14 protein-coding genes are annotated in these 18275 nt (G+C 71.8%); 10 read left to right on the top strand and 4 right to left on the bottom strand.

What is annotated here, in order from left to right; translation table 11 throughout:
* Nucleotides 1-82: 82 nt before the first annotated feature.
* The 4 genes from OG490_RS15210 to OG490_RS15195 all read left to right on the top strand — a co-directional run bounded on the left by OG490_RS15210 (nt 83) and on the right by OG490_RS15195 (nt 4083).
* A complete protein-coding gene (locus OG490_RS15210; protein WP_330296821.1) occupies nt 83-1348 on the top strand; it encodes an NAD(P)-binding domain-containing protein in 1266 nt (421 codons plus the stop codon).
* Nucleotides 1349-1379: 31 nt separating this feature from the next.
* The gene (locus OG490_RS15205) at nt 1380-1721 is read left to right on the top strand and encodes a hypothetical protein (protein WP_330296820.1); all 342 of its coding nucleotides are present in this window, start codon (nt 1380-1382) and stop codon (nt 1719-1721) included.
* Nucleotides 1722-1828: 107 nt separating this feature from the next.
* Entirely contained in the window at nt 1829-3835 is a 2007-nt protein-coding gene (locus OG490_RS15200; RefSeq protein ID WP_443065819.1) for a SpoIIE family protein phosphatase, read from the top strand.
* 68 nt (nt 3836-3903) lie between these two features.
* Nucleotides 3904-4083, top strand: coding sequence for a hypothetical protein (locus tag OG490_RS15195; protein ID WP_330296819.1), 180 nt, complete (start codon nt 3904-3906; stop codon nt 4081-4083).
* A 119-nt stretch (nt 4084-4202) separates the two neighbouring features.
* Here the strand turns inward: OG490_RS15195 and OG490_RS15190 are convergent, their stop codons facing one another.
* Nucleotides 4203-4649 carry a DUF6299 family protein gene (locus tag OG490_RS15190; protein WP_330296818.1) on the bottom strand — a complete coding sequence of 149 codons (447 nt, stop codon included), beginning with the start codon at nt 4647-4649 and terminating at the stop codon, nt 4203-4205.
* A 174-nt stretch (nt 4650-4823) separates the two neighbouring features.
* Between OG490_RS15190 and OG490_RS15185 the strand changes: the two genes are divergently transcribed.
* Together OG490_RS15185 and OG490_RS15180 are read left to right on the top strand one after the other, a co-directional pair.
* A complete protein-coding gene (locus tag OG490_RS15185) occupies nt 4824-5486 on the top strand; it encodes a DUF4352 domain-containing protein (protein ID WP_330296817.1) in 663 nt (220 codons plus the stop codon).
* A 57-nt stretch (nt 5487-5543) separates the two neighbouring features.
* Nucleotides 5544-6038 carry a DUF5949 family protein gene (locus OG490_RS15180; protein ID WP_330296816.1) on the top strand — a complete coding sequence of 165 codons (495 nt, stop codon included), beginning with the start codon at nt 5544-5546 and terminating at the stop codon, nt 6036-6038.
* 99 nt (nt 6039-6137) lie between these two features.
* Here OG490_RS15180 and OG490_RS15175 read toward each other — a convergent pair whose 3' ends face one another.
* The 3 genes from OG490_RS15175 to OG490_RS15165 all read right to left on the bottom strand — a co-directional run bounded on the left by OG490_RS15175 (nt 6138) and on the right by OG490_RS15165 (nt 9456).
* Nucleotides 6138-7391, bottom strand: a complete 1254-nt coding sequence (locus OG490_RS15175) for a cytochrome P450 (protein WP_330296815.1) — start codon at nt 7389-7391, stop codon at nt 6138-6140.
* Between the two features lie 159 nt (nt 7392-7550).
* Nucleotides 7551-8705, bottom strand: a complete 1155-nt coding sequence (locus OG490_RS15170) for a low temperature requirement protein A (protein WP_330296814.1) — start codon at nt 8703-8705, stop codon at nt 7551-7553.
* Between the two features lie 28 nt (nt 8706-8733).
* On the bottom strand, nt 8734-9456 hold the full coding sequence (locus OG490_RS15165; protein ID WP_330296813.1) for a sirohydrochlorin chelatase: 723 nt from the start codon (nt 9454-9456) through the stop codon (nt 8734-8736).
* A gap of 272 nt (nt 9457-9728) precedes the next feature.
* On the opposite strand from OG490_RS15165, the gene nirB reads away from it, so the two are divergent.
* The 4 genes from nirB to pflB all read left to right on the top strand — a co-directional run bounded on the left by nirB (nt 9729) and on the right by pflB (nt 18197).
* Complete coding sequence (nirB, locus tag OG490_RS15160; RefSeq protein WP_330296812.1) at nt 9729-12518, top strand: nitrite reductase large subunit NirB; 2790 nt, start codon at nt 9729-9731, stop codon at nt 12516-12518.
* Between the two features lie 163 nt (nt 12519-12681).
* Nucleotides 12682-14103, top strand: coding sequence for an MFS transporter (locus tag OG490_RS15155; RefSeq protein ID WP_330296811.1), 1422 nt, complete (start codon nt 12682-12684; stop codon nt 14101-14103).
* Between the two features lie 279 nt (nt 14104-14382).
* Nucleotides 14383-15687 (top strand): anaerobic C4-dicarboxylate transporter family protein, encoded by a 1305-nt coding sequence (locus tag OG490_RS15150; protein WP_330296810.1) that lies wholly within the window; start codon nt 14383-14385, stop codon nt 15685-15687.
* A gap of 239 nt (nt 15688-15926) precedes the next feature.
* Nucleotides 15927-18197, top strand: a complete 2271-nt coding sequence (pflB, locus tag OG490_RS15145; RefSeq protein ID WP_330296809.1) for a formate C-acetyltransferase — start codon at nt 15927-15929, stop codon at nt 18195-18197.
* Nucleotides 18198-18275 lie beyond the last annotated feature (78 nt).

Raw genomic sequence — 18275 nt, 5'->3', positions numbered from 1 at the left:
CCGCCCGGGACCGGATCCCCGGATCCCGGTGCGCAGGAGGTGGTGGACGAACCAAGGGACTGGAGGGACAGCGGTGACACGGATGGACGATCTTGTGGTGATCGGAGCGGGCCCGTACGGGCTGTCGATCGCCGCCCACGCCGCGGGCGCGGGGCTCGGGGTGAGGGTGCTCGGACGCCCCATGGCCTCCTGGCGGGATCACATGCCCGAAGGCATGTACCTGAAGTCGGAGCCGTGGTCCTCCAACCTGTCGGCGCCCGGCGGGCGTTACACGCTCGCCGAGTACTGCGAGGGCCGCGGGATCGCCGCCGGACACGGAACTCCTCTGCCCATCGGGACGTTCAGCGCGTACGGGCTCTGGTTCGCCCGGCATGCCGCACCCCCGGTGGAGGAGGCGACCGTCACCGAAGTCACCCCGCAAGGCGACGGGTTCCGCGTCCGTACCGCCGAGGGGCCGCCCCTGCTCGCCCGGACGGTGGCGCTGGCCGTGGGCGTCATGCCGTTCGTGCGGCACCCCGAGGCGCTACGGGACCTGCCCGCCGCCCATTACTCGCACAGCAGCGGCCACCGCGACCTGACCCGCTTCGCCGGCCGCGAGGTCGCCGTGCTCGGCGCCGGGCAGGCAGCCCTGGAAACCGCCGCCCTGCTCGCCGAGAGCGGAGCCCGCCCGTGCCTCGTGGCCCGGCGGTCCCGGCTGAACTGGAACACCGTGCCGCAGCCGCTGCGGCGGCCCGTGCTGCGGTCCCTGCGCGCACCGCACAGCGGCCTGGGCACCGGCTGGCGCAGCTGGGCCTGGTCGGAGCTGCCCTGGGCCGTGCGCAGGCTGCCCGCGCCCACCCGGGAGCGGATCGCGGCCACCGCGCTGGGCCCGGCCGGAGCCTGGTGGCTGCGCGAACGCTTCGAGCGGAGGGTCCCCGTACTGCTGGGGCACCACCTGCACCGGGCGGTTCCCGCCGGGGAGCGGACCCGGCTGGGGCTGACCACAGCGGCCGGGGAGTCCGTCGTCCTGGACACCGCCCATGTGATCGCGGCGACCGGATTCACCCCGGCCCTGGACCGCCTCGAGCTGCTCGACGCGGGGCTGCGGGCCGCGCTGGCCACCGTGGGGGAGAGCGGGACCCCGGAGCTGAGTCCCGGTTTCGAGTCCTCGTGGCCCGGGCTGTTCTTCGCGGGGCTGCTGACGGCTCCCTCATTCGGCCCTTCCATGCGATTCGTACACGGCGCCGGGTTCACGGCGGGGAGACTGGTGGCAGGAGTCCGCAAGCGCCTGGGCACCCGGGGCCCGCTGGCGGGTTCCACCGGTGCGCCGCGGGCCGACCGGGCTCCGACTGCCGGGCACAGAGCGTGAGAGCCAGTCACACAAGGTGAGAGGTGTCGCGATGGGCGCTGAGCGGGCACAGGGCAACGGCTGGGTGAGGATTCCCGCCAGCCGCGGGGAACAGCAGCCCGCCCAGGCGAGGCCGGCGCCCCCGCAGGCCCCGTACGGGCAGGCCCCATACGCGCAGCCCCCATACGGGCAGGCCCCGCACGGGCAGCAGCCGCAGGCCGGATACGCGCAGGCCCCGTACCAGGGCGCCCCGTACCCGCAGGCCCCGTACGACCCCTCGATGATCTACCTCTCCCTCGTCAAGCGCTGGCGGGAGGCCGGACGGACCCTTCCGGGGCATCCTGACGAGGAGTGGGAGCGGCTCATTTCCCAGCCGTGCTGGCCCGGCCGTTAGGTGGTGTGAGTCTCGTGGCAGCGGCGGAGCGACACGATCGCAGACCGGGCGGGAAGAGCCCGGGGAACCCCCGTACCGGGCCCGGCGAGCGGCTCGCGCTCAACGGCATGGGCAGTTTCGAATGGGACCTCACCGACGGGACCCTGGTGCTGGACGAGGCCGGGATGACGGTCTTCGACCTGGAGCCGGCGGAGTTCGACAACACCCCCGAGGGCCTGGGGCTGCGGATCCCGCCCGATGACGCCGCGCGGCTGGGGGACACCGTGCTGGCGGTGCTGGACGGCGGGGAGGACGCGTACGGCCAGTACTTCACGGTGCAGCGGCGCGACGGCCGCGACCAGTGGACGCACACCCAGGGCCGGGTGGTCCGGGACGAGGACGGGCGGCCCCTGCGGATCCTCGGCATCGTCCGGGACGCGACGGCCGAGCTGGCCCACCTCAACGCGCTGCGGAAGCTGGAATCGGCCCGAGCCCAGCAGGCCACCATCGTGCAGCGGACCACCGAGGCCCTGTCGCGGGCCGTGACGGTCGACGACGTGACGGCCACCCTGACGGGCGCGGGCGCCCTGGAACGGCTGGGCGCGGAGGGTCTCGCGCTCGGGCTGGTCGAGGGCGGCACCATGAAGATCATCGCGTTGAGCGGGGAATCCCTGGAGATCCTCAGCGAGCGCAAGTTCACCCGGCTGGACGGATCGCTGCCGCTGTCCCAGGCGGTGCTCACCAGGAAGGCACGTTTCGTCACCTCGCTCGCCGACCTCTCGGACGAGTTCCCGCTGCTCGCCGACTACCTGCGCCGCATCCAGTACGACGCGGCCGCCTACCTGCCGCTCATCGCGCAGGCCAAGGCCATCGGCGGGCTGGTGCTCTTCTACCGGCGGCGCACCGAGTTCAGCCCCGAGGAGCAGAACCTCTGCCTGGGCCTGGCCGGCATCGTCGCCCAGTCGCTCCAGCGGGCCCTCCTCTTCGACCAGGAGCGCGAGTTCGCCACCATGCTCCAGGCCGCCATGCTGCCCCGCCGGATCCCCGAGATCGTCGGCGGGGAGATCGCCGTGCGCTACCACTCCGCCTGGAGCGGGCGCGAGGTCGGCGGGGACTGGTACGACGTGATCGCGCTGCCACGCGACCGCGTCGGGATCGTGGTGGGCGACGTACAGGGCCACGACACGCACGCCGCCGCCATCATGGGCCAGCTCCGCATCGCGCTGCGCGCGTACGCGGGCGAGGGCCATCCGCCGTCCACGGTGCTGGCGCGCGCCTCGCGGTTCCTCGCCGAGCTGGACACCGAACGGTTCGCCACCTGCATGTACGCGCAGGTGGACCTGGAAACCGGAGGCGTACGGGCGGTCCGCGCGGGCCACCTCGGACCGCTGATCCGGCACACGGACGGACGAACGGGCTGGCCCAACGTGCGCGGCGGCCTGCCGCTCGGGCTGGCCACGGTCTTCGAGCAGGAGGAGTTCCCCGAGACCCGGCTCGACCTCGTCCCCGGAGAGACCCTGGTGCTGTGCACCGACGGGCTCGTGGAAGAGCCCGGCACCGCCATCACCCAGGGCATGGAAGCCCTCGCCCACGCGGTCCGCAGCGGCCCCCAGGAGGCCGGGGCGCTCGCCGACCACCTCTCCGACCGGCTGTGGGAGCGCTGGGGCTCCGGCGACGACGTGGCCCTGCTGGTGCTGCGCAGGGCCCCCGACCCGGGCACCCACCGGGCCCCGCGCATCCACCAGTACGTCCACCAGGCGGACCCCGAAGGGCTCTCGGAGGCCCGCTACGCCCTGCGGCAGGCGCTGCGCGACTGGGGCATGCCCGAGCTCGCCGACGACGTGGAGCTGGCGGCGGGAGAGCTGCTGGTCAACGCCCTGCTGCACACCGACGGCGGGGCGGTCCTGACCATGGAGGTGCTGCCCGAGCCGGTCCGGCGGATCCGGCTCTGGGTCAAGGACCGCTCCAGCGTGTGGCCGCGCCGGCGCACCCCGGGGGAGTCGGCGACCACGGGGCGCGGGCTGCTGCTGGTGGACGCGCTGGCCACGCACTGGGGGGTGGAGTCCCGGGGCGACGGCAAGGCCGTGTGGTGCGAGTTCGACGCGGCGGGCAGCGCGGCCCGCCGCGCACCGTGACCGGGCGCACACGCCGAGTTGTGGAGCCCGCGGGGCGGGGTGATGATGCGGACCATGGAACGGATTTCGTGGATTTCACCGTGCGCCGTCTGAGCAAGGGCGCGGTGACGGGTGCGCTGGCGCTGCTGCTGTTCGCTGCCGGGGCGCCGAAGGTGGTGGACTGGACGACCGGGCGTCCGCACGCGGCTCCCGGATGCCAGACGGTGGCCTTCATGTCGATGACGGGCGAGGCGCCCGCCTGCCGCTGAGGCGCCCGCTTGCCGTTGAGGCGGCCGGGGCCCGGCGACGGCCCTCGCGGCGGCGCCGCCGACGCCCGGGTCCGGGTAGCGGCGGCTACCGGACGGGGCGTCCTCGCGCACTCGGGCGGCTACCGGTGGTCGACCACCATGACCGGGTGGCTGTCCTGCGCGACCGTGTCGATCGACCGCGGCAGCAGTCCGCCGCCGAAGTGGATCTCCTCCAGCCGGGCTTCGGCCAGGGCCTCGCCCGCGTGCACGCCCGGGGTGAACCGGAGCGTGCCGTGGGCCGCCCACTCGTGCCGGGCGCCGTCGCACACGGCGTCGCCGGCGCCGATGCTCAGGCGGACGTCGTCCTGGACCACCGTCGCCTTGATCTGAACCGCTCCGGAGGGTGACGGGTCGGTGCAGTGGTAGGCCCCGAAAAGGTGGATCGTTCCGTCCTCGGCGATGTGAGCTTCCGAAGATACTTCAATTCCATTGCCGTAGGGGGCGGCATTCGCCGGGGCGGTGAATGCCGCCGTGGCGCCCAGTGCGGCGAGTGCGGCCAAGGCCATGCGGGGGCCGGTCGCGGCCATCGTTCCTCCAGTTGGACGGGGGTTGCAAGGGGTTGCGGAATTCCGCCGGAACGCATTGTGCTGGCATATGGGGCGCCATGTGTTCCGCGTGATCGTGTCGGTGTGTGCAATTCCCCGCTCGGGCGCGTGAGACTGGCCGGAATTCGTCCCCGAAGATCCCCGAAGGGATCCCGCATGCGTCAGCTCCCACGACCCGCCGCCCGGTCCGTCGCCCGCCCTGCCCGCCCCGCCCGCCCTGCCCAGGCGCTCGCCGCCGCCGCTCTGCTCCCGCTCCTGCTGTTCGGCGCCACGGGCTGCTCCGGCGGATCCGAGGGCGGCGCGCTGGCCCCGGCCGCGGTGCCCGCCGTACCGGTGGACGACGGAGCGCCCGGCGTGGGGGAGGATCCCGGGGCGGAACGCGAAGGGGTGGTGCGGGCGGCTTCGAAGGACGCCCATGTGGGTGACTCCGTACGGGTCAACGGGCGACAGGTCGGCCGTCACCTCCAGGTGGTCCTCAATGCCTACGTGGACCCGGCGGTCACCGTCGAGAAGAACTTCGCCCCGGCGGCCGGCAAGCGCTGGGTGGCCGCCTCGATGTCCTTCGTCAACGTGGGCGGGGCCTCGTACGGGGCTCTCGGGCGCATGTGGGCGCTCGACGGCGCGGGTCAGCGCCACGCGGTGGTGCCGACGGGAGAGCTCACGACCGGCAAACCCCTCGTCTTCGATTCCCTGGAGGTGGGTGAGCGGGCCGAGGGATGGGTGGTGTTCGAAATCCCGGAAAACGCTCGGATCGTGCGGCTCCAGTACCAGGACGCGAACATCCAGGCGAATTCCGGAGGTGGATTCTGGGCGGTCTAGCCCGCCCGGGTGAAACGCCGTGAAAAGGTCGGGTGGGAGACCACTAAGGTGCGGCGCATGACTTCTATCCAAGCCGAAATCGACCGCTCCCAGCTCGGCACCCTTTCGGTGCTGGCGTGGATCGGCGATCCCTCCGAAGGCCACGACCTCCCCTACCTCATCGCCTACACCCTCGGTGACGGTCCCGGAGGACGAGAGGCGAGCGAGGCAGCCGCGCGCGGGCTGCTGGAGGAGGGCGGCCTGCCCATCGGCGACGTGGTCCTGGACGGCCGCGACCCGGTCCGGAAGTTCCCCGTGCAGGTGCTCCTGGAGGGGAACCAGATCGCGCTCACCCTGCCCGGGATGAACGCCCGCTGCACCGCTCCGGACGAGTGGGTCGCCGCCGCCGACGAGGGCGGCCAGGTCTACTTCCTCTTCGCCACCCGCGCCTGGCCGGAGGCGGCACCCGGCGCCCCCGTCGCGCCGGAGGTGCTCCAGGCGTTCGCGGGCGACCCCGAGGTGCTCAACAGCTGCGCCCACTTCCTGCTCCAGGTGACCCGCCTGAAGCGGTAGCGGCGCACCCCGCTCCGGCCGCCGGGCTCCCAGCCTGCCCGGTGGCCGGTGGCCGGTGGCCGGTGGCCGGTGACCTTCGGCCGGTGGCCCCTTTCGGGGTCAGGGCCGTTCGAAGGCGAAGCGCAGGGAGCGGACCCGGTTGTCGAAGTTGGACCCGGCCAGGTCCGGCAGGCCGACCGCGCGCAGGCCGACGGGGCGGGTCAGGAGCTCGCGGAAGAGCGCCTTCATCTCCACCCGGGCCAGGTGCGCGCCCAGGCAGAAGTGCGGTCCGCCGCCGCCGAAGCCCAGGTGGGGGTTGGGGGAGCGGGTGAGGTCGAAGGCGTCCGGGTCGGGGAAGACGGCCTCGTCGCGGTTGGCGGAGGCGTAGTACAGCACCACCTTGTCGCCGGGGGTGAACAGGTGCCCGCCCAGGGTGTGTTCGGCGGCCACCGTGCGGCGGAACTGGATGATGGGTGTGGAGTGGCGGATCATCTCGTCCACCGCGCCGTCCGCGTACTTCTCGAAGTCGCCCAGCAGCAGGTCGCGTTGGTCCGGGTGGTCGGTCAGCAGGGTCAGCCCGTGGGTGATGGCGTTGCGGGTGGTCTCCACCCCGGCGACCATCAACAGCGAGAAGAAGGCGCCGAGCTGGCGTGCCCCCAGGGCCTGTCCGTCCACGTTGGCGGTGACCAGCGCCGAGATCAGGTCGTCCGTCGGGTTCTTGCGCCGCTCCCGCCCGATCCCCGCCACCATCCGCTGCATGCGCGCCAGCGCCCGCAGCCCGCGTCCGGGCATCCGCAGCCGGGCCGCGATGCCCCGCTCCACGCCGATGTTCTCGGAGGCGTGGTTGACGCGGTCGGCGATCTCGGCGCGGTAGCGCTCCGGGATGCCCATCATGTTGCAGATGACCTCCAGGGGCAGCCGGGAGGCCACCGCCGAGACGAACTCCTCGGGCGCCCCCTCCAGTACGTCGTCCACGATGCGGGCCGCCACCGCGTGGATGTCCTCCTCGGCCGCCGCCAGCAGCCGGGGCGTGAAGGCCCGCTGCACGATCTTGCGCAGCTGCGCGTGGTCGGCGCCGTCCAGATTGACCATCGAGTCCCCGAACAGCGCCCGCACCCACCGGGCCGGCTCGGGCGTGGTCACCCCGGGCGCGCTGGCGAACACCTTGGGGAGCCGGCTCGCCTCCTGCACGTCCGCGTGGCGCACCAGGGCCCAGTGGCCGGCGTTCTTCCCCTCGGGGACGAACACCGGGGAGTCGAGGGCCCGTAGACGGGCGAAGGCGGCCAGCCGGTGGGCGGGGGGCGCCTGCCAGAACGCCGGATCGGCCAGTTCCCGGCCGGGGGCTTGGCCGGGTCGTTGCGCGGGGAGTGTCATGGCCTGGAAACGCTCCCAGGGGCACGGGAGTGACGGTTCGGCGCGGCGCCGTTGCCGCTGGAAATATCCAGCCCCGCCAGGGGGTCCCCCCGGACGAAGTCTGGGGGAGTTTGAGGCGCGGGGTCTGGGGCGGAGCCCCAGGAGCGGCGCCGCACGGGGTCAGTGGCGGGTGCGCCCGGCGAGCGTCATGCCGACCGCGACGGTGGCCGTCGACACCAGGCCCGCGTACAGCACCGCGTACGGGCCCGCCCAGGTGCAGGCGAGCACCAGGAGGGCGGAGACCGGCAGGGTCAGCTGCTGGGCGGCGCCCCGCTTGAAGTGGCGGGAGTGCAGCAGCCAGACCATCAGCAGGAAGAGCGAGGCCGGGACGGTGACCGCCGCGTTCGCGGCCAGCTGCGACACGTGCGCCTTCCCGACCGCGTGCTCGACGCAGACCTCGATGCCCGCCCCGATCGCCGCGCCCGAGGCGAAGATCAGCAGGTGCCCGTACCCCCAGGGGATCGCCTCCCGGTTGGAGGTCAGCCGCTCGTGCATGGGCACGGCGAAGTAGATCCACCAGGCGGCGAAGACGATCAGCAGCCCGCCGGCGGCGATGGGCAGCAGCTCGCCCAGGGCCTCGTGTTCGTCGATGGCGGACTTCACGGCCACCGTGCTCGCGGAGATCGTCTCGCCGAGCACGATGATCGTGAACAGGCCGTAGCGCTCCACGATGTGGTGGGCGTGCCACGGCGTCTGGTGACCCCGCTCGGCCACCACCGGTACGAGCAGTTCCGCGGCGGCCACGATCAGGAACAGCCAGCGCTTGGCGCCGTCCGGGGCGAACAGCAGCGCCACCCAGCCGGCCTGGCAGACGACCAGCCCGGCCGCGTACTTCAGGGCCGCGGCGCGGGCCTCGCCGCTCTCGCCGGAGGCGGCGCGGAGCCACTGGGCGGTGAGCGCGACGCGCATGATCAGGTAGCCGATGACGGCCACCGTCCAGTCGTTGCGGTCGAACGCCGAGCCCACGCCCGCCGCGTAGACGAGCACGCCGGCGATCTGGACGAGCGTCGCGATCCGGTACGGCACGTCGTCGCAGTCGTACGCGGAGGCGAACCACGTGAAGTTCATCCACGCCCACCACACGCCGAAGAAGACGAAGAAGTAGCCGATCACGCCGGTGCCGGGATGGCCCTCGGCGAGGGCGTGCACGAGCCGGGCGCCCGCCTGCGCGATCGCGACGACGAAGCACAGGTCGAAGAAGAGCTCCAGCGGGGTCGAGGCGCGGTGGCCCTCGTCCCGGCTGCGGGCGGTCATGGGTACGTAAGCCAGAGCCATACCGCCCAGGACAGCAGTCCTACGGGGCTCAGCAGGCGAGGCGCGCGGCCCTCAGCACCCGTGTGCCCCGGGCGGACTCGTAGCGGCTGAGCACCAGCCCGGCCAGGCGCGGATGGTCGGCCAGCGGCTCCGAGACCGTCCAGGCGCCCGAGCCGCCCAGGGCGTGCGTGAACCGGCCCGGGGCCAGCAGATGCGCCGCGACCGCGATCCGGCGGTACCCGGCGGCCTGGAGGCGGGCCAGTGCCTCGGGGACGGTGGGCCCGGCCGAGGTGAGGTAGGCCGGGACCACCGGGACGGGGTCGGGGCCGCTGTCGCACTCCAGCAGGGCGGCCAGCTGGGCCGCGCAGGCCTGCGTACCGGCATTGCCGCCGGGGCGGGAGGAGCCCGCACCGGCCACGATCACCGCGTCGGCCCGGGTGTAGGGGCCGCGGCGGCGCTCGGCCTCGCGCAGACGGCCGTGCACGGCGCGGGCGACGTCGCGCTCGCCGCTGAGGCCTTCGGTGAGCACGCAGCCGGTGCCCTCCAGGACGGCGGGGATGTCGACGCGGCGGTGGAAGCCGTCGCCGAGGAGCAGCGGGACGACCACCGAGCGCGGGTGGTCCCGTACGACCTCGGCGAGGGAGGGGCGCTGCACGTCGAGGTGGCCGACGAGCGCGTGGACCCCGCTGACGGCCTCGATGGAGGCGGTCAGGCGGGCGATGGTCGCGGCGGCGGCCGGGGCCGCGCTGCCGTGGACGGCGAGTACGAGCATGTGGTCTGCCTCCCTGGTCCGCCCCCGGGTCCACCTCCCACGCTAGGCGCGCTGCGGACCCCCGGGGCCCTGGCCAAGGGCCCCCGTCGCAGGTCAGAGGTCCTGTGTGGAAAAGGTCCGTCTCCCCGCCCCGAGGGGTCCTTTTCGGTCGTCCGGGGCTGTGGGGCGGACCTACCGTCGAAAGGTCGGAATACATGCACGCGTGACGTTTTGGCCCGGCCGCCTCGACCGCCCCCGGACCGCGCGGCACAGGGACACACGGAGTGAGATCCATGGCGCAGACGCTGGTTGTCATCGGCCACGGCATGGTGGGACACCGCCTGCTGGAGGCGCTCGCCGAGCGTGACGCGCTCGCCGACCCGACCCGCCCCGAAAGCGGCGGCTGGCAGGTCACGGTCCTCGCGGAGGAGGAGCGCCCGGCCTACGACCGTGTGCACCTGTCCGCGGCGTTCACCGGCTCCACCGACGCGGAACTCTCCCTGGTCGAACCCGGTTTCCTGGAGCAGCACGGCATCGACCTGCGGCTCGGCGACCCGGCCGAACTCGTCGACACCGCAGGCCGCACCGTCACCGCCCGCTCCGGGCAGGTCTTCCCCTACGACGCTCTGGTGCTGGCGACCGGCTCCTATCCCTTCGTGCCGCCGATCGACGGCGCCGACGCCGAGGGCTGCTTCACCTACCGCACCCTCGACGACGTCGAAGCCCTGACCGCCTACGCCGCCGACGGCGCGGCCCGCACCGGTGTGGTCATCGGCGGCGGGCTCCTGGGCCTGGAGGCGGCGGGCGCACTGCGCACGCTCGGACTGACCACGCACGTCGTGGAGTTCGCGCCGCGGCTGATGCCCCTCCAGGTCGACGACGGCGGCGCGGCCGCCCTGCGGGCCACCATCGAGTCCATGGGCGTGGCCGTGCACACGGGCGTCGGAGCGGCCGGGGTGCAGATCCATCCCGACGGGCGGGCGCAGGCGCTGCGGCTGACCAACGGCGAGGAGATCAGCTCCGACGTCGTGGTCTTCTCCGCCGGGGTCCGCCCGCGCGACCGCCTGGCCCGCGAGTGCGGCCTGGCGGTCGGCGACCGCGGCGGGGTCGTCGTGGACGCCCACTGCCGCACCAGCGACCCGTACGTCTACGCGATCGGCGAGTGCGCGCAGACCGTCGACGGCAAGGTGTACGGGCTGGTCGCGCCCGGCTACCAGATGGCCGAGGCGGTGGCCGAGGCCCTCGCGGGAGCCGGCGAGCTGACCTTCACCGGGGCCGACACCTCCACCAAGCTCAAGCTGATGGGCGCCGACGTGGCCTCCTTCGGCGACCCCTTCGCCCCCGAGGGCCGCGACGGGGCCGTGTCGGTGGTCTTCTCCGACGCCCGCGAAGGCGTGTACAAGAAGCTGCTGCTCGGCCCCGACGGGGCCCTGCTCGGCGGCATCCTGGTCGGCGACGCGCAGGCGTACGGTTCGCTGAAGCCGCACGCCGGCCGGCAGCTCCCGGCCCCGCCGGAGGCGTTCATCCTGCCGTCGACCGAAGGCGTGGCACTGCCCGGCGCGGACGCGCTGCCCGACGACGCGGTGGTGTGCAGCTGCCACAACATCACCAAGGGCCGGGTGCGCGAAGCGGTCGTCGCGGAGTCCCTCACCGACATCGGCGGCATCAAGAAGTGCACCAAGGCGGGCACGGGCTGCGGCGGCTGCCTCGGCACGCTGCAGGCGGTCCTGGACGCCGAACTGGCCGCGGCGGGCATCGAGAAGCCGCGCGGACTGTGCGAGCACTTCACCCTCACCCGGGCGGAGATCTACGAGAAGATCGCCGCCGAGCACATCCGCAGCTTCAGCGAACTGCTGGAGACCTACGGCGAGGGCGGCGAAGGCTGCGCCGTCTGCAAGCCGGTCGTCGCCAACGTGCTCGGCACCCTCGCCCCCGACCTGGGCATCGGACACATCCTGGCGGGCGAGCAGGCCGCCCTGCAGGACTCCAACGACCTCTTCCTCGCCAACCTCCAGAAGGACGGCACCTACTCGGTGATCCCGCGCGTCGCGGGCGGCGAGATCACGGCCGAGCAGGTCATCGCGCTGGGCGAGGTCGCCCGGGACTACGGCCTCTACACGAAGATCACCGGTGCGCAGCGGATCGGCCTCTTCGGGGTCCGCAAGGAGCAGCTGCCCGACATCTGGCGGCGGCTCGGCGGGGCCGGGTTCGAGTCCGGACAGGCCTACGGGAAGTCCCTGCGCGCGGTGAAGTCCTGCGTGGGAGCCCGCTTCTGCCGCTACGGGCAGGGCGACTCGATCCAGCTCGCGATCGACCTGGAGCTGCGCTACCGGGGTCTGCGCACCCCGCACAAGTTCAAGGGCGGGGTCTCCGGCTGCCTGCGCGAGTGCGCGGAGGCGCGGGGCAAGGACATCGGCGTCATCGCCACCGCCAACGGCTGGAACCTGTACGTCAGCGGCAACGGTGGCGCGACCCCGCGCCACGCGGACCTGCTGGCCTCCGACCTGAACACGGCCGAACTCTTCGCGCTGATCGACCGGTTCCTCATGTACTACATCCGCACGGGCGAGCGCCTGGAGCGCACGGCGGCCTGGCTGGAGCGGCTCGGCGGCAGCGCGGCCGGGATGGAGCACCTCAAGGCGGTGCTGATCGAGGACTCGCTCGGGATCTGCGCGGAGCTCGAGGCGCAGATGGAGCGCCACGTAACGGCGTACGAGGACGAGTGGTCGGCGGTCCTGGAGGACCCGGCGGCGCTGGAGCGCTTCGGGACCGTCGACTTCGGTGCGGCCGGGGCCGCGGGGGCGTCGGCCGCGGACTCGCTGGAGCCGGGCCGCGGGCGCACGGCGGTGCTGCCCGACGGCACGCAGGCCGCGGTCTTCAAGGACCGCGACGGCGAGGTCTACGCGGTGGGCAACCGGGACCCCTTCTCGGGCGCCGACGTCATCGCCAACGGGATCATGGGTTCGCGCGACGGAGTGCCGGTCGTGGCCTCGCCGATGCACAAGCAGGTCTTCGACCTGCGGACGGGCATCTGCCTGGACGACCCCGAGGTGTCCCTGCCGCTGGTGGAGCTCAAGTCCTAAGGCTCTGCGCAGGCCGTACCAACGCACTGTGGGCGGCGGGACCTTGTCCTGTCGCCCACCCGACGTTCTCCCCTGACGCGGGGCACCCCGGTAGGCGGACCCTAAGAAGGTCAGGACTCTCAGCTTCATTCTTCTCAACTCCCTCGAACGTTCAGGACGTGTCATGAGTTCCGCCAAGCAGGACGTGCGCTCGGCGACCGGCCGAGTGCAGGCGCCCGATCCGGCGCAGTACCGCCCCGGCCGCACCATCACGGAGTGGACGCCGGAGGATCCGTCCTTCTGGCAGTCCACCGGCAAGAAGGTCGCCACCCGCAACCTGTGGATCGCGGTGCCGGCCCTGCTGGTGGCCTTCGTGGTCTGGCAGGTCTGGAGCATCACGGCGACCAACCTGAAGGACGTCGGCTTCGGCTTCAGCCAGTCGCAGCTGTTCTGGCTGACGGCCGTCCCCGGCATCACCGGCGGAACCGCCCGCATCTTCTACACCTTCATCGGCCCGATGATCGGCCAGCGCCGCTTCACGGCGGTCTCCACCGTCGTGCTGATCGTGCCGCTGCTGTGGCTGGGCTTCGCGGTGCAGAACCCGGACACGTCCTACGGCACGATGGTCGCCATCGCCGCGCTCTGCGGCATCGGCGGCGCCAACTTCTCGTCCTCCCTGGCCAACATCGGCTTCTTCTACCCGAAGCAGGAGAAGGGCAACGCGACCGGCATCAACGGAGGCCTGGGCAACCTGGGCGTCTCCGTGGTCCAGCTGCTCACCCCGATCCTGATCACCTCCTCGGTCCTGGCGATCGGCGCGGGCCAGAAGAAGGCGAACGGTTCGGAGATCTACCTCCAGAACGCCGCGTTCGTCTGGGTCCCGGTCCTGATCGTCCTTGCGGTCATCGCCTGGTTCGGCCAGAACGACCTGAAGGTCGCCTCCACCCCCTTCAGCCAGCAGAAGATCATCTTCAAGCGCAAGCACAACTGGCTGATGACCTGGCTCTACGTCGGCACCTTCGGCTCCTTCATCGGTTTCGCGGCGGCGCTCCCGCTGCTGATCAAGACCACGTTCCCGGCGTACTCCGTGGCCACCTACGCCTGGATGGGCCCGGCTCTCGGCGCGCTGGCCCGCTGGGCCGGCGGCTGGGTCGCGGACAAGTTCGGCGGAGCGCGGGTGACGATCCTGTCCTTCGTGGGCATGGGCGCGTCGATCATCGGCGTGATCACCTTCCTTCCGGCCGGCTCGGACACCGGCTCCTTCTACGGCTTCTTCTTCTGCTTCCTGTCGGCGTTCTTCTTCTCGGGCATCGGCAACGGCTCGACCTTCCGTCAGATCCCGGTGATCTTCCGCGGCCAGCACCTGGCCGGCCTGACGGAGGGCACCCCGGAGTACGCGAAGGGCCTGAAGCAGGCCGAGATCGAGTCCGGCGCGGTGACCGGCTTCACCGCGGCCATCGCCGCCTACGGCTTCTTCTTCATCCCGGCGATGTTCGCCAACTTCGCCGTGACCAGCGCGATGTGGGGCTTCGTCGCCTTCTACGCCAGCTGCGTCGTCGTCGCCTGGTGGTTCTACGCCCGCCCCGGCGCCGAGGCGCCCAGCTAAACCGGCCCTTGGGCTGGCTGGCCCGGGTGTGGTTCGGGCCTCCGCTCCGGCGGAACCCGACCCCGCCCGGGCTTCTCGGGGCCCGGCCCCCTTCGGGGCTGCGCCCCGATCCAGGCGTGGGCTGCGTCCGCGCCCGACCGCGGCGCCGTTCCCGGGGGCCAGCCCCCGGACCCCCGCTCCTCAAACGCCGGAGGGGCTGGATTTCCCCGGCCGTGCTGGATTTCGGGCCGGGTTCGGACCGGCCATCGGACAGACTGAAAGGTCACGCCAGTGCTCGGCATGTTTCTGCAGCTCGCCGTCATGGTGGCGGCCATTGCCCTCGGGTCGCGCAAGGGCGGGGTCGCCATGGGGCTCTGGGGGGCCGTCGGGGTGTTCGTGCTCGCGACGTTCTTCGGGGTGACGCCCGCCGACACCTCGGGCATCGTCGACGTCATGCTGATCATCCTCGCGGTGATCATGGCCGCCGCCGCGATGGAGGCGGCCGGGGGCATCGACTACCTCGTCGGGCTCGCGGAGAAGGCGATCCGGCGCAAGCCCAGCCGCGTGGTCTACGTGGCTCCTCTCGTGTCATGGGCCTTCACCCTGGGCGCTGGCACGGCGCACGTCTTCTACCCCCTGCTCCCCGTGATCCACGACGTCGCCCGGGAGGGCGGGGTCCGTCCGGAGCGGCCCATCGCCGTCGCCTCGATCGCCGCCACCTTCGGTATCACCGCCTCGCCCGTCTCCGCCGCGATGGCCGCCATGATCGTGATGTTCGACGGCGACGGCTGGAACCTGCCGCGGATCATGGCCGTCGCCGTGCCGTCCACGCTGCTCGGCGTGCTCGTCGCGGCCACCGTGCAGTCCCGGGTCGGCAAGGAGCTCGGGCAGGACGCCGAGTACCTGCGCAGGCTGGCCGCCGGCGAGATCGCGGCTCCCGCGCCGGCCGGAGCGGCCGGGCCGCTGCGGCCGCGGGCGCGCTGGTCCGCGTACCTCTTCCTCGGCGGGACCCTCGGTGTCGTCCTCAGCGGGCTCTTTCCTGGCCTGCGCCCCGAGACGGCCAAGGGGCCGCTGTCGATGCCCGCCACCATCGAGATCCTGATGATGGCCGTGGCCGCGCTGATCCTGCTGCTGTGCAAGGTCGACGCCAAGCGGATACCGGGCACGGACGTGGCCAAGTCCGGGCTCGTCGCCGTCGTCGGCGTCTTCGGGCTGTCCTGGCTGGGGCTGTCCTTCATCGGCGCCAACGAGCCCCGGATCACCGGTGCCCTCGGCGGGGTCGCACAGGACCACCCCTGGTTCTTCGCCATCATGCTGCTGCTCCTCTCCGCGCTGCTGTTCAGCCAGGCGACGACCACCAAGGCGCTGATGCCCCTCGGGCTGGCCCTCGGTATCCCGGCCCCCCTCCTCATCGCGATGTGGCCCGCCGTGAACGGCTATTTCCTCCTCCCCACCTACGGCACCTTCATCGCGGCGATCAACTTCGACCGGACCGGCACCACCCGTGTCGGCCGCTTCGTCGTCAACCACTCCTTCATGCTGCCGGGCCTGATCACGACGTGCGTCGCGGTATCCACAGGCTTCGCTCTGGTTCGGATTGTCTGACCGGTGAAGGCCTCCTTCCGGTTCTTTCCTGGCCTCCTCCAAAATCTTGTGAAAGTTTTCACAAGCGCACGAAGGACCTTTGACCTGCTCAAAGTGCCAGCTCAGCGGGGATGGGGGACGCTTGGGTCCGGGGATCGCAGGACCTTCGGGCCCCAGCTCAGGACCAACGCGGCGCCAAATGATCGATCAAAAGGCGTGCAATGGATACAAGCAATGAGGCGACTCGGAAGGTGCGGGCGATGACTGCCACCCCTGCGGAAACCACGAAGAACGGCGAGGCCTGGAACGGCTTCAAGGGCGGTCTGTGGCGCGACGCCATCGACGTCCGCGACTTCATCCAGCAGAACTACACGCCGTACGAGGGTGACGACACCTTCCTCGCCGGCCCCACCGAGCGCACCACCGCCGTGTGGAAGGCGATCACGGACAAGTTCCCGGAGGAGCGCGAGAAGGGCGTCTACGACGTCGCGTACGACATCCCGTCGTCGATCACCGCGCACGCCCCCGGTTGGATCGACCGCGACAAGGACCTGATCGTCGGCCTCCAGACGGACGCCCCGCTCAAGCGCGCGATCATGCCCTACGGCGGCTGGCGCATGGTCGCCGGTGCTCTGGAGACCTACGGCTACCCGGTCTCTGACGACCTGGAGAAGGTCTTCACGGAGTACCGCAAGACCCACAACGCCGGTGTCTTCGACGCGTACACCCCCGACATCCGCGCCGCCCGCAAGGCCGGCATCGTGACCGGCCTGCCGGACGCCTACGGTCGTGGCCGCATCATCGGCGACTACCGCCGCGTGTCCCTCTACGGCGTCGACCGCCTCATCGCCTTCAAGAAGGAGGAGAAGGAGGAGATCAACTCCCTTCCCGCGGGCAACCGCTCGCTGGAGGAGACGATCCGCCTGCGCGAGGAGCTCTCCGAGCAGATCCGCGCCCTCGCCGAGCTCAAGGCGATGGCCGCCTCCTACGGCTGCGACATCTCCGGCCCGGCCACCACCGGCCGCGAGGCCATCCAGTGGCTGTACTTCGCGTACCTGGCCGCCGTGAAGGAGCAGAACGGCGCGGCCATGTCGCTGGGCCGGACCTCCACCTTCATCGACGTCTACCTCCAGCGCGACATCGAGGCCGGAATCCTCACCGAGGAGCAGGCCCAGGAGCTGGTCGACGACTTCATCATCAAGCTCCGCATCGTGCGCTTCCTGCGCACCCCGGAGTACGACGAGCTCTTCTCCGGCGACCCCACCTGGGTCACCGAGTCGATCGCGGGCATGGGCGAGGACGGCCGTCCGCTGGTCACCAAGACCTCGTTCCGCTACCTCCACACCCTCTACAACCTCGGCCCGGCCCCCGAGCCGAACATGACCGTCTTCTGGTCGCCCCAGCTGCCGCAGGGATTCAAGGAGTTCTGCGCCCGGGTCTCGATCGACACCTCCTCGGTGCAGTACGAGTCCGACGAGCTGATGCGCCCGCGCTTCGGCGACGACACCGCCATCGCCTGCTGCGTGTCGGCCATGCCGGTCGGCAAGCAGATGCAGTTCTTCGGCGCCCGCGTGAACCTCGCCAAGACCCTGCTCTACGCGATCAACGGCGGCCGGGACGAGAAGTCCGGCGCCCAGGTCGGCCCGTCCACCGGCGCCCTCACCTCCGAGGTGCTGGACTACGACCAGGTCATGGCCAAGTTCGACGAGCAGATGGAATGGCTCGCGGACACCTACGTCCACGCCCTGAACGTCATCCACTACATGCACGACAAGTACGCCTACGAGCGCATCGAGATGGCGCTCCACGACCGCGACGTGCGCCGCACCATGGCCTGCGGCATCGCCGGCCTCTCGGTCGCCGCCGACTCGCTGGCCGCCATCAAGTACGCCAAGGTCACCGCCGTGCGCGACGAGACCGGCCTCGCCACCGACTACACCATCGAGGGCGACTACCCGGCCTACGGCAACAACGACGACCGCGTCGACTCGATCGCCGTCTGGCTCGTCGAGGAGTTCATGCGGAAGATCCGCAAGCACCCGACCTACCGCGACTCCGAGCACACCCAGTCCGTGCTGACCATCACCTCGAACGTGGTCTACGGCAAGAAGACCGGCAACACGCCGGACGGACGCCGCGCCGGCGAGCCGTTCTCCCCGGGCGCCAACCCGATGAACGGCCGCGACACCCACGGCTACGTCACCTCGGCGCTGTCGGTCGCGAAGCTCCCGTACCAGGACGCCGAGGACGGCATCTCGCTGACCAACACCGTCACCCCCGACGGCCTGGGCCGCACCCCCGAGGAGCGGATCAAGAACCTGGCGGGCGTCCTCGACGGCTACATGGCGGTCGACGGCTTCCACATGAACGTGAACGTGCTCAACCGCGACACGCTCATGGACGCCATGGAGCACCCGGAGAACTACCCGCAGCTGACCATCCGGGTCAGCGGCTACGCGGTCAACTTCGTCCGCCTCACGCGTGCTCAGCAGCTCGACGTGCTGAACCGCACCTTCCACGGCTCTCTCTGACCCCTAGGGGGAGACCCACGAACCGCGCGGCCCGGGGCCGGCCCTCACCCGGCCCCGGGACCGCGCGTCACCAGATCA

The sequence above is a fragment of the Streptomyces sp. NBC_00503 genome (genome assembly GCF_036346895.1).
Classification (GTDB): Bacteria; Actinomycetota; Actinomycetes; order Streptomycetales; family Streptomycetaceae; genus Streptomyces.
The sequence above is the reverse complement of the archived record's forward strand: the minus strand, read 5'-3'. Positions and strand labels throughout refer to the sequence as shown.

Excerpts from the sequence above, each read along its gene's own strand:
- pflB (WP_330296809.1), top strand. The coding sequence starts at position 15,927 with ATGACTGCCACCCCTGCGGAAACCACGAAGAACGGCGAGGCCTGGAAC.
- OG490_RS15170 (WP_330296814.1), bottom strand. The coding sequence starts at position 8,705 with ATGGCTCTGGCTTACGTACCCATGACCGCCCGCAGCCGGGACGAGGGC.
- OG490_RS15210 (WP_330296821.1), top strand. The coding sequence starts at position 83 with ATGGACGATCTTGTGGTGATCGGAGCGGGCCCGTACGGGCTGTCGATC.
- OG490_RS15200 (WP_443065819.1), top strand. The coding sequence starts at position 1,829 with ATGGGCAGTTTCGAATGGGACCTCACCGACGGGACCCTGGTGCTGGAC.
- nirB (WP_330296812.1), top strand. The coding sequence starts at position 9,729 with ATGGCGCAGACGCTGGTTGTCATCGGCCACGGCATGGTGGGACACCGC.
- OG490_RS15150 (WP_330296810.1), top strand. The coding sequence starts at position 14,383 with ATGTTTCTGCAGCTCGCCGTCATGGTGGCGGCCATTGCCCTCGGGTCG.
- OG490_RS15165 (WP_330296813.1), bottom strand. The coding sequence starts at position 9,456 with ATGCTCGTACTCGCCGTCCACGGCAGCGCGGCCCCGGCCGCCGCCGCG.
- OG490_RS15190 (WP_330296818.1), bottom strand. The coding sequence starts at position 4,649 with ATGGCCGCGACCGGCCCCCGCATGGCCTTGGCCGCACTCGCCGCACTG.
- OG490_RS15185 (WP_330296817.1), top strand. The coding sequence starts at position 4,824 with ATGCGTCAGCTCCCACGACCCGCCGCCCGGTCCGTCGCCCGCCCTGCC.
- OG490_RS15205 (WP_330296820.1), top strand. The coding sequence starts at position 1,380 with ATGGGCGCTGAGCGGGCACAGGGCAACGGCTGGGTGAGGATTCCCGCC.
- OG490_RS15175 (WP_330296815.1), bottom strand. The coding sequence starts at position 7,391 with ATGACACTCCCCGCGCAACGACCCGGCCAAGCCCCCGGCCGGGAACTG.
- OG490_RS15180 (WP_330296816.1), top strand. The coding sequence starts at position 5,544 with ATGACTTCTATCCAAGCCGAAATCGACCGCTCCCAGCTCGGCACCCTT.
- OG490_RS15155 (WP_330296811.1), top strand. The coding sequence starts at position 12,682 with ATGAGTTCCGCCAAGCAGGACGTGCGCTCGGCGACCGGCCGAGTGCAG.